Here is a 16,561-nt window from a genome sequence, read left to right on the forward strand (position 1 = left end):
CTCCGCATGGCAAGCGGCAAGCTGGCGAGCCTCTCAAGCCATGTGCCGGCCTGATGGTCGAGTGCAGACGATTGTCGGCAAGCCGTCGCCATATGGTGTTCGGCCATGCCTTGAGGGCATGATTGGATCTGGCTTTAGCATGCTGGGCGGCGGTCGGCAGGCATTAGGATCGAGGTTCCAAATTTGAATTTCGGAGGAACGGCATCGATGTACCCAAGACGGAACCCGCCGCGCGATGACGATTCTCGCGAAGTAAGTGGGTGGATCGAAGGCGTGACCGGAGCTTTCGAGACGGACGCCTGGATCGACGACTACTATTCAGAGAGCCGAGACCTGGAACAGGATCCGACCGACTTGCGCCTCGGTTCGCACGATAGTGACGCCGGCGACCGTGTGCCGCGTCGCAGTTCCGTGGGCGGTTCGATGCGAGTGACGCCGCAGTCGCTGGCGCCGGAGAGGGGTTCGGGGCAGCAAGACGTCGATGCCGCAACGGAGACTCACGTGGCCTCAACCAAGGTTCGCAAGCGTGGTCGCCCCGCCGACCGAGACATGCATCCTGATGACGAGACCCGTATCAACCAGTTCGCGGAAGCAGTCCGAAACTACGAAATTCTACCCGACGGTAGCGTCGGCCGAGGGGACGGAAGGGTTCCCGAGGCTACCGTCGAGAACAATTTAGGGATTCTTAGGAGGTTCGCTCGTTGGCTCCGAGCAGAAAACAGAGATTCGATGGCTTCTCGGCTTTTAAACGATCCAGATTCGCTAGCCGGTGATATCGCGGATTACTGGGCAAACGGTGGGGACGATCGTAAGCGTCTTAACTCAGCACTGTCTCATTTCAGGAGGCTCTCGCCTGAGGGGCAAGAACTCCAAGCCGTTGGACCTGGGCCGCGCCTGATGGGCCGCCGAATTCATGATCCTTATCCCGACGACGCCCTCATTATTGAGGCCTTGGCCAACGAAGAGCGGAGTAAGCTCCGACCGGTCTCGACTTCCCGGAAAAATGCCAGTAACCAACGAAAATTTAGCGCTTGGCTCAAAAGGGAGGGCAGGGAGAGCATAGTCAGCCGACTCACGGGTACTGATGAGCAGCAACGGTCGTTGCAGGAGGATTTTAGGAAATTTACCGAGGCCGAGGGAAAAGTGGTCGTGAGTTTCGATCGGCTGCGGCAGTATCTAGGCGCCGAGTCCCAGTTGAAACAGCATAATCCTTATCCCGACGACGCCCTCATGATTGATGGCTGCGCCAACGAAGAGCTGAGCAAGCTCGGATCGGACTCGACTTCCAAGAGGAATGTTGTCCGGATTACGGCCATAAATCAACGGAGGTTTAGCAATTGGCTCCAAAAGAATGGTAGGGGGAGCATAGCCAGTCGCCTGACTGGCAGTGATCAGCAGCAAGGGTCGTTGAAGGACGATTTTAGGGGCTTTACCAAGGCTGAAGGAAGAATAAACGTGGGTTTTGATCGGCTGCGGCAGTATCTAGGCGCCGAGTCCCAGTTGAAGCAGCATGATCCTTATCCCGACGACGCCCTCATTATTGAGGCCTTGGCCAACGAAGAGCAGAGTAAGCTCGGACCGGTCTCGACTTCCCGGAAAAATGCCAGTAACCAACGAAAATTTAGCGATTGGCTCAAAAGGGAGGGCAGGGGGAGCATAGTCAGCCGACTCACCGGTACTGATGAGCAGCAACGGTCGTTGCAGGAGGATTTTAGGGCCTTTACCAAGGAGGAAGGAAAAAAAGTGGTCGTGAGTTTCAATCGGCTGCGGCAGTATCTAGGCGCCGAGTCGCAGTTGAAACAGCATGATCCTTATCCCGACGACGCCCGCATCATTGATGACCTAGCCAAGGAAGCGCTGAGCAAGCTCGGATCGAACTCGACTTCGCAGAGGAAAGTCGTCTTGAATCTGGCCAGCAATCAACGGAGGTTTAGTGATTGGCTCCGAAAGAAGGGTCGGGGGAGCATAGGCAGTCGCTTGACTGGCAGTGATCAGCAGCAACAGTCGTTAAAGGACGATTACAGTAACTTTACCAACGCTGAAGGAAAAAGAATAAGCGTGAGTTTCGATCGGCTGCGGCAGTATCTAGGCGCTGAGTCGCAGTTGAAACAGCATGATCCCCATCCCGACGACGCCCTCATGATTGATAGCTTCGCCAACGAAGAGCTGAGTAAGCTCCGACCGGACTCGACTTCGCAGAGGAGAGTCGTCTGGAGACTGGCCAGCAATCAACGAAAGTTTAGTGATTGGCTGCAAACCAGGGGTAGGGAGAGCATAGCGAGCCGGCTCAACGGCAGTGATCAGCAGCAATGGTCGTTGAAAAAAGATTACCAAGACTTCACCGAAGACATGGGAAAACACACTATCTCTTTCAAGCGGCTTCGGCAGTACCAGCAAGTCGTTGAGGCGAACGCAGCGTCGGGGTTGTCCCCTGAGCAGGCAAGTGGCCGGGAACCGGCCGGTCTGGACGGCCGTTCGGATCCACGTGCCGAGTTCAGATCAACTTCGCCGCTGCAGCAGGTTGATCCATCGATCGAAGGCCGCAGCGGATTGTCGCTCGACCATACCGAATGGTTGGGCGACCAGCATATCCAGACGGATTATGAGCTGCTAATGCAGGACTTGCAGCGAAACGATCCGGATCTCGCCGCCAGGACGCGGCTTATCGATCCCCTGATAGCCCATTATCATCTGCGCCTGGGCGATGAGAGCACCGCGCTGAGCGCTTTCCAGCGCATCGTTAATGATCAGGATGGAAGAGATACAGCCGACTTCCTGTTCCTTCCAGTGAGCGATGCCAGTGCTTCGGATCCTGATCACCGCGGCACCCATTGGTCGCTGCTACTCGTTGACCGTCGCAACCGCGAGGGGCCGGCTGCCTATCACTATGACTCCTTCCGGGGCCAGAACGACGAGTTTGCAGCAATGCTCGCACAAAGATTGGGTACCCGTCTGGAGCCCGTCCGCATGACCCAACAGCGCAACGACTATGATTGCGGAGTCTTCGTGGTTGACGGCACGCGGGCGCTCGTTAGACGACTGGCGCGAAGAGGCCGGCCAGCCGTGCTGCACCTCGACAACCTCGTCGCCGATCGGGAGCAACTCCAACGACGTCTGAGCCCCGCGCCCAACAGTGCTCGAGCGGGGGCTGCGGCGGCTGGACCGGAGTCCTCCACACAGATCGCCGATCCCGCAGAGTTTTGGCATGGAGTGGCTCAACCCGGCCAGCTTCCCGATAGCTGGAATACAGCGCCCTTCCGGCAGGATTTGCCGTCAGCCGCCTATTCACCGGTGCAAAGCGTCAATCCGCCAGACGCACCATGGGAGCAAAGCTTGGGGGCATCGATCTTCGGCACCCCACAGTACATGCTGCCTGTGGACGACTTGGGAGGAGCTGTCCCTCCGAGCTGGCAACACCGCAATCAACCGGCACCGGCTGGCCTTCGGCTTGCGATGTCCTGGCTTGAGTTGCTGCCGAGCGCGGACAACCCCCAGACCAGCATCACTATCCATGGTGTGCCCTACACGGCCACTCTGGGGCCATCAGGCAGGGAGAACGACATTTACCTTTTCCAGCAATAGGGTGGAGATGGATCGAGCAATAGATGCCAGTCGTTCTTGAAAAAGCACCAAATCGTTGAGGGAGAATCCGTTTTTACGCGGCCACGTGCAGCGCGCCAACCCAGATGAGACGATCCCCAGTGCCGGGGGCGACATCGAATGTGCACGTCGCCAGTCTTCCTTCAAAACGTGACGTTTGGCCAGCATCCCAAGAGGCGACGGCTGTCGCATCTGAGGTGTAGACAGATACGGATGCGGGAAGAGCCTCGGGTGCGAAGGATGCTGGCGCGGTCGCTGAAGTGCTTAGTGCCGTCTATGACGGCCTACCCTTTGCGGGTTCTACTATGGCTTCAGGCCAGGACGAAACCCGCCCATGGCGCCGGATGCATTTCATACAGCGATCATGAGCCAACGTGTGAGTTGGGTACTCGATGCCGACCACGTATCCTGCAACTATCAAACTATGCCTGCGGGCGGGTGCCGCGGTGGACCGACTTGTTCATCACGCAACGATCATTCGAAATGAACGTCGAAAGCTATCGACGACGTTCCACCCATGGGGGTCAAACGCCGGCGCGGCAGGCCAGCCTCATTCGCGACAATCAAAGGCACCGCACGGTTAGTCGCGGAGCGGCAATCAGACCCACGATGAAGCTCTTGCCAGCGACAATCAACATGATAACTTCATCCCGACCGCGACATGAGAATCTCATCCAGATTGTCGCGCGCGTCTCATCCTGATCGCCGCCCCATAGGTCGCATAACTATCAGGCGCGCAACGGGTTCTGTCAGCAGCTACACCGCAATGGTTCCGTTGCCTGAGGCGGCGAAATCAGAAAGGCCGGCGGAAAGATTGGTTGGAATCGGAAATTCTGACGGCACCCTTCACGCTGCATGTCCAACACATCACTCGAACTGCTTAAATGAAGGCCAATTTTAGCGGGCTCCGCATGGCAAGCGGCAAGCTGGCGAGCCTCTCAAGCCATGTGCCGGCCTTGTAACCGGTGTTCTGCTCCCACATTGCTCGCTGTCGCCTGATCTGTGATCGACGTTCCATGGACGAGCGACAAGGAGTTTCTCCATGGAGACTACGTTGGAGGTTCTCACGACGCGGCGGGGCCGACGTGAGGTTCATCGCCAATGGCCTGACGAGGTCAAGGCAAGGATCGTTTCGGAGAGCTTTCGACCGGGCGTGACGGTGAACGAAGTGGCGGAACGCTACGGTCTGAAGGCCAACCATCTGTCATCCTGGCGAACACTGGCGCGGCGGGGCAAGTTGGTTTTGCCTGAGCCGGAGGACGTAGTCGAATTCGCGGCCATGGTTGTCGAGACTCCCGCGCCGGAGCCGCCAGCCGCCAAGCAGACCTCCCGTGCCGAGATCGTCGTCGGTGCGGTCACCATCCGTCTTGAGGAAGGAGCATCTGCCACCCGGATCGCCGTTATCGCGCGTGTCCTGGCGGCCACGGCATGATCTTTCCATCGAACCGCGTACGGATCATGGTGGCGACCAAACCCGTGGATTTCCGCAAGGGGCATGACGGCTTGGCGGGACTGGTGAAGAACGAGCTGCACAAGGACCCGTTCACCGGAACGGTCTTCGTGTTCCGGTCGCGCAAGGCAGATCGGCTGAAGCTGATCTACTGGGATGGCTCCGGTATCGTCCTGGCCTACAAGAGGCTGGAAGAGCACACCTTCACCTGGCCCGGTATCAAGGATGGACTGATGACGCTGACCCACGCCCAGTTCGAAGCCCTGTTTGCAGGCCTCGATTGGCGGCGGGTTCATGCCGTCAAGACGAGAACGCCGGAGACCATCGAATAGCTGCGGCACGATGACTCAGGACGGCTAATTCCAAAGGCAAATGGGTGCGGGATTTGCTAGGTTCCGGCCATGCTGAACACCGCCGATCTTCCCGATGATGTGGCTGCCCTGAAGGCGATGCTGATCGCAGCCAAGGCACGCGAGGCAGGCAAAGACGCCCAGATGGCCCGCAAGGACGAGCGGATCGAGCGGCTTGAGAAGCTGGTCGCGGCCTTCAGGCAGGCAGCTTTCGGGCGCAAGTCCGAGAAGAGTGATCCTGACCAGTTCGATCTGGCACTAGAAGACTTGGAAACGGCCATGGCATCAATTCATGCCGAGGATGAGGCGGATACTCCTACCGGGAATAGGGCCATCAGGCCGCGCGCGATCAATCGGGGCTCCCTTCCAAAGCATCTTCCTCGTGTCGAAGAAGCGATCGAGCCGGAAAGCCTGATCTGCGCCTGCGGCGGTTGCCTGCATTGCATTGGCGAGGATGTCTCCGAGCGACTGGATATAGTCCCGGCGCAGTTCCGCGTCATCGTCACACGCCGCCCCAAATATGCGTGCCGTGCCTGCACCGACGGCGTTGCGCAGGCTCCGGCTCCGGCACGACTGATCCAAGCCGGCTTGCCGACGGAGGCGACCATCGCGCATGTGCTGGTGTCCAAATACGCCGACCATTTGCCGCTCTACCGGCAGGCTCAGATCATGAGCCGCCAGGGCATCGATCTCGACCGCTCCACGCTTGCCGATTGGGTCGGTCGGGCAGCTTTCGAACTGCGTCCGGTCTTCGACGCCTTGATTGCCGACCTGAAGCGCTCCACGAAGCTGTTCATGGATGAGACCCGTGCGCCAGTGCTTGATCCCGGTTCCCGTAAAACCAAGATCGGGTACTTCTGGGCGCTTGCTCGTGATGATCGACCCTGGGGCGGTGGTGGTCCACCAGGAGTCGCCTTCACCTACGCGCCCGGCCGTGGCGGGCAGCATGCTGAACGGATATTGCAGGGGTTCGCGGGCGTCCTTCAGGTTGACGGCTACGCCGGATATAATCGCCTGACTGCACCGGACCGCGTCGGTCCCAACATTCAGCTCGCCTATTGTTGGGCGCATGCGCGGCGCAAGCTGGTCGAGATCACCCGTACTGGCACAGCGCCCATTGCTGAGGAAGGCGTCAGGCGCATTGGTGAACTTTATCGCATCGAAGCTGAGTTGCGCGGTCTCAATCCCGAAGCTCGCCTTGCGGGAAGGCAAGAACGATCAGCACCGCTGATCGCGGACATGCGGACCTGGCTCACTCATCATCGTGCGCGTGTTGCTGGCAAGTCGCCACTTGGCGAGGCTCTCAACTATATTGCCAAATACTGGGATGGCCTGTGCATCTTTGTGGCTGACGGCCGCATCGAGATCGACAACAACAGTGTCGAGAGAACCATCCGACCGATAGCAATGCCCCGTTCATTCTGCCCATGTCGGCGATGAAGTCGAGGTTCACTATCGCTGGCATCCGTATTTTGGCCAGAGGGTTTCAATTCGCCGCGTCGAAGAACGAGCGACGGGTCGGTTTCTGAAGGTTTTGGGGCCGACAGGTGTCGTGGTCTCGATTTCGGGCTGGATGATTGATCCTGTGGTGTGCGGCGTCATGACCATGGGTCTTGCACGTGTCGATCTTGCGGCGCTGATCGAACTGAACAGGCTGGTCACCGGCGGCGACAAGCCTGCACTCTTCCGAGGTGGACGTAGAATCACTCAGGAGGAAGACGATGAGATCCCGCAATACGCTGGTGCCGGCGTCACGCCGGCAGCTCGACCTGATATTCAAACCTCGGACGCTCGACGGAGTGAGCGACAAGGACCGCAAGAAGGCGGTAGCAACTCTGGCTTGCCTGCTGATGCAGGCGGCCGGTCTGGTCGTCGAGGAGCTCAACGATGACCAGCACTGATTTGATTCCGACAGCGCTGCTCGCGCGCAAGGCCGTCGTTTATGTGCGGCAATCCACGCAGTCGCAGGTTATAACCAATCTGGAAAGCCAGCGACGGCAGTATGATCTTGTTGACATTGCGCGACAACGCGGCTTCAGCGACGTCGAGGTGATCGACGACGACCTGGGTCGCTCTGCCAGCGGAACGGTCGCGCGCCCCGGCTTCGATCGTCTTGTCGCCCTACTGTGCGCCGGCAAAGTTGGTGCCGTTTTCTGCTTCGACGCCTCACGGCTCGCACGCAACGGCCGCGACTGGCACCATCTGCTCGAACTATGCGGCCTCGTTGAAGCCCGCGTCATAGACCACGACGGCGTCTACAATCCGTGCCGGCCCAACGACCGTCTGTTATTAGGCATGAAGGGAAGTATCAGCGAGTTCGAATTGGGCGTGCTGAGAGCCCGCATGCTCGATGCCGCCAGATCCAAAGCGCGCCGTGGCGAATTGCGACTTTCCGTTCCGTTCGGCTACATCTGGCATCGCGAGGCCGGGCTCGGGCTCGATCCTGATCTGCGTCTGCAAGAGGTAATCCGATCCATCTTCACCCGCTTCCACGAGCTTGGAAGCGCGCGCCAGGTGCTGCTGTCGATGACGAAAGATCAGATTCACTTCCCTCGGCCCAGGGATGAAGGGCGCATGACCAACTTCGTATGGATCCCAGTCCGTTATCGCAATGTGATCGGCATCCTCAAAAACCCTTTCTACGCCGGCGTTTACGTCTATGGGAAGAGCGAGAAGCGGACTGCCATCGTCGATGGACGAGCTCGGCGCAGTTACGGGCACGGCAAGCCCGTCGGTACCTGGGAGGTGATGATCCGGGACCATCACGAAGGTTACATCAGTTGGGACGAATACGAGCGTAACCAACAGCAACTGGCGCTCAATAATTATGGCCGCTCGGGTGGGACTAAATCGGGCCGTGGCGGCAAAGCATTATTATCGGGTCTCCTAACTTGCGGACGGTGTGGGCGGCGGCTGAGTGTTGCCTATACGGGCAATCCGCAAAGCCCTGTCTATCGTTGCTACAAACAGAATCTGATGATGGGCTTGCCCCGTTGCATGACGTTCGGCGGCTCGAAGGTCGATGCGGCGGTTGCGCGCGAGTTGTTGCGCGCGGTAGAACCATTAGCGATCGAGGCGACTTTTGAAGCAGAGCGGATGCATCGGGAGCGACAGGAAGACCAGCGCCACATTCACGATTTGGAGCGACAACAGGCCCGCTACGAGGCTAGCCTCGCCGAGCGCCGCTATGCGGCATGCGATCCCGACAACCGCCTGATAGCTGCACAGCTTGAGAAGAATTGGGAAACGGCGCTACGCCGCGTCCGTGATCTGGAAGTGCGCAGGCCTGCCGAAAGTCCTTCAACCATCGAAGTTGACCCAGGCACTTTCGCAAACCTCGCCGACAATCTGCAGGCGGCCTGGGAGTCGCCGGATGTCACCATGCGCGTGCGCCAGCAACTGCTGCGTACATTGATCGCCGACATCGTTGTCGATGTTGATGATGAGGTGCGCGACGTGGTGCTGACCATCCACTGGAAAGGCGGTCAGCATTCGGAGCTCAAGGTTCGCAAGCCCCAGACGGGGGAACACGGGTGCGCCACAACGGAAGATGCTTTGGCAGTGATGCGGAGCATGGCAGGACGCTGGTCCGATGAACATATCGCCGCCTCGCTCAATCGAATGGGAATGCCCACGGGGCAAGGAAAAACCTGGACCGCACACCGGGTCGCTTCTGTAAGGCGCGTCCGCGCGATCCACGCGTACAAATCAGCCGGCAAAGATGGCGAATGGCTGACCATGACAGAAGCTGCGGCGGTTTTGGGCGTGACCAACCACCGAATACGCCACCTGATCAACACGAACGTGTTGTCTGCCGAGCAGGTGGTTCCCGGCGCGCCGTATCAAATCCGGGCCAGCGACCTGACTTCGGCGACCGTCCAAGCCGCGATAGCCCGAAAGGGCCGCCCGTGTCGCATTCCCGACACGGAGACGCTTCCAATGTTTACAGATACTTAAAGAGGGAGTGCACAATGACTCAGGTCCGGCGCTAAACCGGAAGAATGCTCTCTTCGCTGGTCATCACACCGGAGCTGAGAATTGGGCGACCATCGCCTCGCTGATCGAGACGTGCAAGCTCAATGCCGTCGATCCGTTTGCGTATTTGACCAGCACGCTCACCGCCATCGTTAACGGCCACAAGCAGAGCCAGATTGAGGGTCTCCTGCCGTGGAATTACCCGGCAGGGTGATAGGTGCGTAAAGGCGTCTGTCGGCCCGCAGCGATCATTCAAAAATCTAAAGTATATGGTCCTTGGTCTTGATGTCGCCGCCTATGCATATGCAAGCTGCTCGGTGAAGACTGCAACAGATGTTTTACGGCTGGATGCGATGCTGAGCCGTTAAGTGATCTCTTACTGGAATCGCTTAATAGTGTGCTTCCATCTCGGAGCGCCTCGTCTGATCAATGCCGTATACTCGAAGGACGCTCATTGCCTCATTGGTTTCGCTTCCGCTCATGGGATGCCAGGGCGAGAGTGCAACGGTCCGTTTTAAGGTGATCGCTTTGGCCACTGTCGACGGGCGGCCGGTCGAAAGTTCATCAGTCATGGAAGTTTCCTATTCGAAGGTGACACAGAGTCTGATCGGCAATGGGGGCACCACGCGGCTTTACGGCGAGGCTTTGATCTTCGATCTTGGGGGCAAAGGCACCGTATATATCCTGCCGATCCGCAGGCCTCCAAGCGGTAGCATAATTTACAATATTTATGAATTTAACGTACTGCGTACGTTCGGTGTTAAGAACAGCGTTGGAAGTTTGGCACCCGCTGACTTCGATACACTGCGGATCGCCAAAGGTCGTCGACCGTATAATGTTGACAACAGTCAGCTACCCACCTTTGTCGCCTTTGCCGATAAAGGGAATCCTAAACGGTTTACGAGATCGATCCCGCAAAGCTAGGGACGCGCTTCCCTGGTGTAGTTTTTAAGCGGCTTGATATTGAAATCACCGATGAGCCCTTGACTGCGAAGTTGAGAACGCGGCTGCCTTGGCTTAATTCATCTAAGCGTGTCTTCCAGAGTGATCCACCTGGACATCTACGGCCTATCGGCGAAAGGCCGGCCGATCGGCTTTGTGCTAACTAAGGATGATTTTTTTGGAGCTGGTAGCAGATGAGCCGCGACCAAGTAATGATTTCGATCTCACGTCATTCAGTGGTCAACGGGCAGCATAACTGCAATCGGCGCGAAGCTCCGTCTCGAACATGGCGACGCTATTCGAAACGGCATAAACCTAGTGGTCAAGGTGCGAGAGGGAGAGCGCTTACGCCGGCCTGATGGTCGAGTGCAGACGATTGTCGGCAGGCCGTCGCCATATAGCGTTCGGCCATGCCTTGAGGGCATGATTGGATCTGGGTTTAGCATGCTGGGCGGCGGCCGGCAGGCATTAGGATCGAGGTTCCAAATTTGATTTCCGGAGGACCGGCATCGATGTACCCAAGACGGAACCAGCCGCGCGATGACGATTCTCGCGAAGTAAGTGGGTGGATCGAAGACGTGACCGGAGCTTTCGAGACGGACGCCTGGATCGACGACTACTATTCAGAGAGCCGAGAGATGGAACAGGATCCGACCGACTTGCGCCTCGGTTCGCACGATAGTGACGCCGGCGACCGTGTGCCGCGTCGCAGTTCCGTGGGCGGTTCGATGCGAGTGACGCCGCAGTCGCTGGCGCCGGAGAGGGGTTCGGGGCAGCAAGACGTCGATGCCGCAACGGAGACTCACGTGGCCTCAACCAAGGTTCGCAAGCGTGGTCGCCCCGCCGACCGAGACATGCATCCTGATGACGAGACCCGTATCAACCAGTTCGCGGAAGCAGTCCGAAACTACGAAATTCTACCCGACGGTAGCATCGGCCGAGGGGACGGAAGGGTTCCCGAGGCTACCGTCGAGAACAATTTAGGGATTCTTAGGAGGTTCGCTCGTTGGCTCCGAGCAGCAAACAGAGATTCGATGGCTTCTCGGTTTTTAAACGATCCAGATTCACTAGCCGTTGATATCGCGGATTATTGGGCAAGCGGTGAGGACGATCAGAACCGTCTTAACTCAGCGCTGTCTCATTTCAGGAGGCTCGGACCTGAGGGGCAAGAACTCCAAGCCGTTGGAGCTGGGCCGCGCCTGATGGGCCGCCGAATTCATGATCCCTATCCCGATGACGCCCGCGTCATTGATAGCTTGGCCAAGGAAGAGCTGAGTAAGTTCGGACCGGTCTCGATTTCTCAGAAAAATGCCAGTAACCAACGAAAGTTTAGCGATTGGCTCAAAAGGGAGGGTAGGGGGAGCATAGTCAGCCGACTCACGGGTACTGATCAGCAGCAACGGTCGTTGCAGGAGGATTTTAGGAAATTTACCGAGGCCGAGGGAAAAGTGGTCGTGAGTTTCGATCGGCTGCGGCAGTATCTAGGCGCCGAGTCGCAGTTGAAACAGCATCATCCTTATCCCGACGACGCCCTCATGATTGATGGCTTGGCCAACGAAGAGCTGAGCAAGCTCGGACCGGACTCGACTTCCAAGAGGAAAGTTGTCCAGAATATGGCGATAAATCAACGGAGGTTTAGTGATTGGCTCCAAAAGAATGGTCGGGGGAGCATAAGCAGTCGCCTGACTGGCAGTGATGAGCAGCAACGGTCGTTGAAGGACGATTTTAGGGAATTTACTACTAACGTTGAAGTAAAAATAAGCGTGGGTTTCGATCGGCTGCGACAGTATCTAGGCGCTGAGTCGCAGTTGAAACAGCATGATCCTTATCCCGACGACACCCGCATGATTGATGGCTTCGCCAATGAAGAGCTGAGCAAGCTCGGACCGGACTCGACTTCCAAGAGGAAAGGCGTCTTGAATCTGGCCAGCAATCAACGGAGGTTTAGTAATTGGCTCCGAAAGAATGGTCGGGGGAGCATAAGCAGTCGCCTGACTGGCAGTGATGAGCAGCAACGGTCGTTGAAGGACGATTTTAGGGAATTTACTACTAACGTTGAAGTAAAAATAAACGTGAGTCTCGATCGGCTGCGGCAGTATCTAGGCGCTGAGTCGCAGTTGAAACAGCATGATCCCCATCCCGACGACGCCCTCATGATTGATAGCTTCGCCAACGAAGAGCTGAGTAAGCTCCGACCGGACTCGACTTCGCAGAGGAGAGTCGTCTGGAGACTGGCCAGCAATCAACGAAAGTTTAGTGATTGGCTGCAAACCAGGGGTAGGGAGAGCATAGCGAGCCGGCTCAACGGCAGTGATCAGCAGCAATGGTCGTTGAAAAAAGATTACCAAGACTTCACCGAAGACATGGGAAAACACACTATCTCTTTCAAGCGGCTTCGGCAGTACCAGCAAGTCGTTGAGGCGAACGCAGCGTCGGGGTTGTCCCCTGAGCAGGCAAGTGGCCGGGAACCGGCCGGTCTGGACGGCCGTTCGGATCCACGTGCCGAGTTCAGATCAACTTCGCCGCTGCAGCAGGTTGATCCATCGATCGAAGGCCGCAGCGGATTGTCGCTCGACCATACCGAATGGCTGGGCGACCAGCATATCCAGACGGATTATGAGCTGCTAATGCAGGACTTGCAGCGAAACGATCCGGATCTCGCCGCCAGGACGCGGCTTATCGATCCCCTGATAGCCCATTATCATCTGCGCCTGGGCGATGAGAGCACCGCGCTGAGCGCTTTCCAGCGCATCGTTAATGATCAGGATGGAAGAGATACAGCCGACTTCCTGTTCCTTCCAGTGAGCGATGCCAGTGCTTCGGATCCTGATCACCGCGGCACCCATTGGTCGCTGCTACTCGTTGACCGTCGCAACCGCGAGGGGCCGGCTGCCTATCACTATGACTCCTTCCGGGGCCAGAACGACGAGTTTGCAGCAATGCTCGCACAAAGATTGGGTACCCGTCTGGAGCCCGTCCGCATGACCCAACAGCGCAACGACTATGATTGCGGAGTCTTCGTGGTTGACGGCACGCGGGCGCTCGTTAGACGACTGGCGCGAAGAGGCCGGCCAGCCGTGCTGCACCTCGACAACCTCGTCGCCGATCGGGAGCAACTCCAACGACGTCTGAGCCCCGCGCCCAACAGTGCTCGAGCGGGGGCTGCGGCGGCTGGACCGGAGTCCTCCACACAGATCGCCGATCCCGCAGAGTTTTGGCATGGAGTGGCTCAACCCGGCCAGCTTCCCGATAGCTGGAATACAGCGCCCTTCCGGCAGGATTTGCCGTCAGCCGCCTATTCACCGGTGCAAAGCGTCAATCCGCCAGACGCACCATGGGAGCAAAGCTTGGGGGCATCGATCTTCGGCACCCCACAGTACACGCTGCCTGTGGACGACTTGGGAGGATTTGTCCCTCCGAGCTGGCAACACGGCAATCAACCGGTACCAGATGACCTTCTGCCTGCAATGTACTTGTTTGACTTGCTGCCGAGCGCGGACAAACCCACCAACTTCAGTATCCATGGTGTGCCCTACACGGCCACTCTGGGGCCATCAGGCATGCAGAGCGACATTTACCTTTTCCAGCAATAGGGTGGAGATGGATCGAGCAATAGATGCCAGTCGTTCTTACATTCTAACTTTGCGGTTACAATTGCTGTCAAAGCTGATTAGAGGGGCGACATTGTCAGCCAGTTAGAAACGCGACGCTGGCTCTGATGATCAGCCCCGATCCGACCGGCTGGGCCGGGTTGAAAGGGCGGAGCGGGGGCGGGTGAGGGAGTACCTCTTCGGCTTTAGCTTTGAGACGATGCGATTGACGCCTCACTCCGCAGCGTCAAGCTTTGCCAGCGCTGCTTTGCGGCGTTCGATCACTGCCGGATCGTTCATGAAATCCTTCCGCCGTCCCGGACCGTGAGCCCGTCGCACATAGCCGTTCTTCTCGCTGTTGGTCATCACCACCGGCTTCGACTGCTGGTCCTGGCGCTCCTTGATATAAGTCAGAACGTCGCCGAGCCGTTTGTTCTCGGTGATCGCCGCATGCGTCACCCGCTGGTCTTTGTCGAAGGTTTTGTAGGGCAGGGAATGTCCCTTCCATCGTACATCGAGGCGGCCGTCGGCATAGGCATAGGTCTCGACATAGCGGCCGGCCAATCCGCGCGTCACGTCGGTCTCCTCCAGCATGATCCGCTTACGCTCGAACGAAAACGTCAGCTGCGATCCGACATAGCGCTGCTCGCGTTTGCACAGGATCTCCTTCAACCGATCCGGTGCAAGATTTACCGGCCGGTGCAGGTCATCGGATCGGGCAGGGACAATCGCAAACCGCCCATTGTAGTCCACCATGAAGCCAGGCAAAAACGCATTGCCTGCCTCCATGGTGTCGATGCCTGCCAGTCGCAATTCCTTGACCAGACGATCCTGCAGCGTCCGGTTCATCCGCTCGACACGGCCTTTGGCCTGGCTGGTTGCACAGAGAATCTCGATGTTTAGCTCCGAGAGTGCCCGTCCGAACTGGGTCATGCCCTGACCACCCTTGGCCTCCTTCTTCGTCACCCGGAAGACCGAGTGCTTGTCGGAATAAAAGGCGATCGGCGCCCCGTGCTGCTTCAGATAAAGCTCAAGTGCGTCGAAATAGCTGAAGGCGCTTTCCGAGCGCACGAACCGCAACTGCATCAATCGGCCAGTCGCATCGTCGACAAACACCAGGAGCGAGCACGGATCTCCACGATCCTCGAACCAGCGATGCTCGGACCCGTCGATCTGCACCAGCTCGCCATAGGCTTCGCGCCGCAGCCGCGGCTGATGAAACGTCCGCCGCTGCTTGCGTGACAGCCACAATCCGGCCTGCGTCATCCAGCCGCGCAACGTCTCGCGCGACACTCGCAATCCATCGCGCTCGGCAAGCTTCTCGGCCGCCAGCGTTGGACCGAAATCCGCATAACGTTCACGAACCAGCGTCACCGCATAATCCCGAACACCGTCGCTGATCCGGTTGTTCGACGGTCGGCCGATCGCCGTGTGGCGGATCGAGGCTGCGCCGGTCGTGCGGATGCGATCCAACAGGCGTCGCACCTGGCGCTCGCTCAGATCAAGCACATGTGCCGCCGACACCATCGTCATTCGGCCGGCGATCACCTTCGACAAAACCTCGATCCGCTGCAGATCACGCTCGCTCATCGCTACCAATCCCATCTGCAATCTCCCACGTCAGAAAAACGCGGGGAGTGTGACATTCCAACTTTGCAGAAACAGGACACTTCAACTTTGCGGCTACAGTAGTTGTCAAAGCCGAATAGGGCTGCGACGCTGTCGGCCAGTTAGAAACGCGACACTGGCACCGATGATCAGCCCCCGATCCGACCGGCTGGGCCGGGTTGAAAGGGCGGAGCGGGGGCGGGTGAAAGAACACCTCTTCGGCTTTAGCTTTCTCAATAGCAATTGTTCAGTCGCCGGCTGATACTCGCTTTTATCTGAATTGAGCGGGTAGGGATCAAAGCTGCACGATGCTTCCGGAAATCAAGCTGCAGGGTGACGTCGATGTCGCCGCGCTGTCACCTCTTCTTCGCGGCATGCTTCTGTCCGTTGCCTATGCTGACGGTGAGGGTGGCATAGGATTGACCGCGACCGGTGCTATGAACCGCAAATTCGTACATTGGGCCGCTGTGAACTTCCTGTGGCCCGACTTCACAGCCGAAGACCTCTACAGCATGAACAAAGTGCTGAACGAAAGCGACATGCCGCCGCTCTGGGTCGTGCGGGACATGACCCGCCATCTGAAGCTGCTTCGCCGGAAAAAGGATGTGCTGCTGCCAACCAGACGCGGCCGGGAGTTTCTGGTGAACCCGCAAGCCTTCTTCGATCTCGTGGCCACAGACTATCTCTACTCGTATGTCCATGCCACCGAGCGGGAAGCTGAGGTGCAAGCGCGCCTACGCTGGTGGCGCATGTTCCTCAATCTTCTCAATATCAAGGCGAGAGAAGGCTGTACGCCTTTGGACGTCGTGAAGATCCTCTATCCAGACACGGCACCTCTGTCCGCCACCGAAATGACCCTGGAAGCCTGGGAGCTCAAATTCGATCTCCAATATGGCGTCCTGCGGCGCCTGTGCTGGCTGGGCCTGCTTTATGAGGCACGAGAAGGGCTCACGCTTCTTCAAGACGGAGCCTTCCACAAGACGCCGCTTTGGTCCGCCTGCCTGCAATTGGAGTCAGATACGCAAAGCGATATCGGCGTGCATTGA

Annotated in this window: 10 protein-coding genes and 2 pseudogenes; 10 read left to right on the plus strand and 2 right to left on the minus strand. The window is 58.0% G+C overall.

Translation table 11 applies throughout. The features are described 5' to 3' along the window. The first annotated feature begins 207 nt into the window (after positions 1-207). The 7 genes and pseudogenes from AM571_RS23800 to AM571_RS23835 all read left to right on the plus strand — a co-directional run. Complete coding sequence (locus AM571_RS23800; RefSeq protein WP_420493391.1) at positions 208-3,582, plus strand: Ulp1 family isopeptidase; 3,375 nt, start codon at positions 208-210, stop codon at positions 3,580-3,582. A 1,060-nt stretch (positions 3,583-4,642) separates the two neighbouring features. After that, positions 4,643-5,032 (plus strand): IS66-like element accessory protein TnpA, encoded by a 390-nt coding sequence (gene tnpA / locus AM571_RS23810; RefSeq protein ID WP_004675971.1) that lies wholly within the window; start codon positions 4,643-4,645, stop codon positions 5,030-5,032. Next, positions 5,029-5,382: an IS66 family insertion sequence element accessory protein TnpB gene (gene tnpB / locus AM571_RS23815; protein ID WP_018247174.1), complete on the plus strand. Its 354-nt coding sequence runs from the start codon at positions 5,029-5,031 to the stop codon at positions 5,380-5,382. Before tnpA ends, tnpB begins: the two co-directional genes overlap by 4 nt. A gap of 69 nt (positions 5,383-5,451) precedes the next feature. Further along, positions 5,452-6,816: pseudogene (gene tnpC / locus AM571_RS23820) on the plus strand (IS66 family transposase); the annotation flags it as partial. Positions 6,817-7,121: 305 nt separating this feature from the next. Beyond that, positions 7,122-7,301: a hypothetical protein gene (locus tag AM571_RS23825; protein WP_004675974.1), complete on the plus strand. Its 180-nt coding sequence runs from the start codon at positions 7,122-7,124 to the stop codon at positions 7,299-7,301. Beyond that, positions 7,288-9,357: a recombinase family protein gene (locus tag AM571_RS23830; RefSeq protein WP_004675975.1), complete on the plus strand. Its 2,070-nt coding sequence runs from the start codon at positions 7,288-7,290 to the stop codon at positions 9,355-9,357. Before AM571_RS23825 ends, AM571_RS23830 begins: the two co-directional genes overlap by 14 nt. Before the next feature lie 28 nt (positions 9,358-9,385). After that, a pseudogene (locus AM571_RS23835) lies at positions 9,386-9,589 on the plus strand (transposase domain-containing protein); the annotation flags it as partial. Between the two features lie 175 nt (positions 9,590-9,764). Here the strand turns inward: AM571_RS23835 and AM571_RS23840 are convergent. Continuing rightward, the gene (locus AM571_RS23840; protein ID WP_004675977.1) at positions 9,765-9,947 is read right to left on the minus strand and encodes a hypothetical protein; all 183 of its coding nucleotides are present in this window, start codon (positions 9,945-9,947) and stop codon (positions 9,765-9,767) included. Between AM571_RS23840 and AM571_RS23845 the strand changes: the two genes are divergently transcribed. Next, positions 9,946-10,299, plus strand: a complete 354-nt coding sequence (locus AM571_RS23845) for a hypothetical protein (protein ID WP_018247177.1) — start codon at positions 9,946-9,948, stop codon at positions 10,297-10,299. The genes AM571_RS23840 and AM571_RS23845 overlap by 2 nt on opposite strands. 596 nt (positions 10,300-10,895) lie before the next feature. Continuing rightward, positions 10,896-13,910: a Ulp1 family isopeptidase gene (locus tag AM571_RS23850; protein ID WP_420493392.1), complete on the plus strand. Its 3,015-nt coding sequence runs from the start codon at positions 10,896-10,898 to the stop codon at positions 13,908-13,910. A 231-nt stretch (positions 13,911-14,141) separates the two neighbouring features. Here AM571_RS23850 and AM571_RS23855 read toward each other — a convergent pair whose 3' ends face one another. Then, the gene (locus AM571_RS23855) at positions 14,142-15,512 is read right to left on the minus strand and encodes an ISNCY family transposase (protein WP_004675917.1); all 1,371 of its coding nucleotides are present in this window, start codon (positions 15,510-15,512) and stop codon (positions 14,142-14,144) included. A 311-nt stretch (positions 15,513-15,823) separates the two neighbouring features. Between AM571_RS23855 and AM571_RS23860 the strand changes: the two genes are divergently transcribed. Further along, positions 15,824-16,561, plus strand: a complete 738-nt coding sequence (locus AM571_RS23860) for a hypothetical protein (protein ID WP_004675918.1) — start codon at positions 15,824-15,826, stop codon at positions 16,559-16,561.

Origin of the sequence: Rhizobium etli 8C-3, from assembly GCF_001908375.1 — a bacterium.
Lineage (GTDB): Bacteria > Pseudomonadota > Alphaproteobacteria > Rhizobiales > Rhizobiaceae > Rhizobium > Rhizobium etli_B.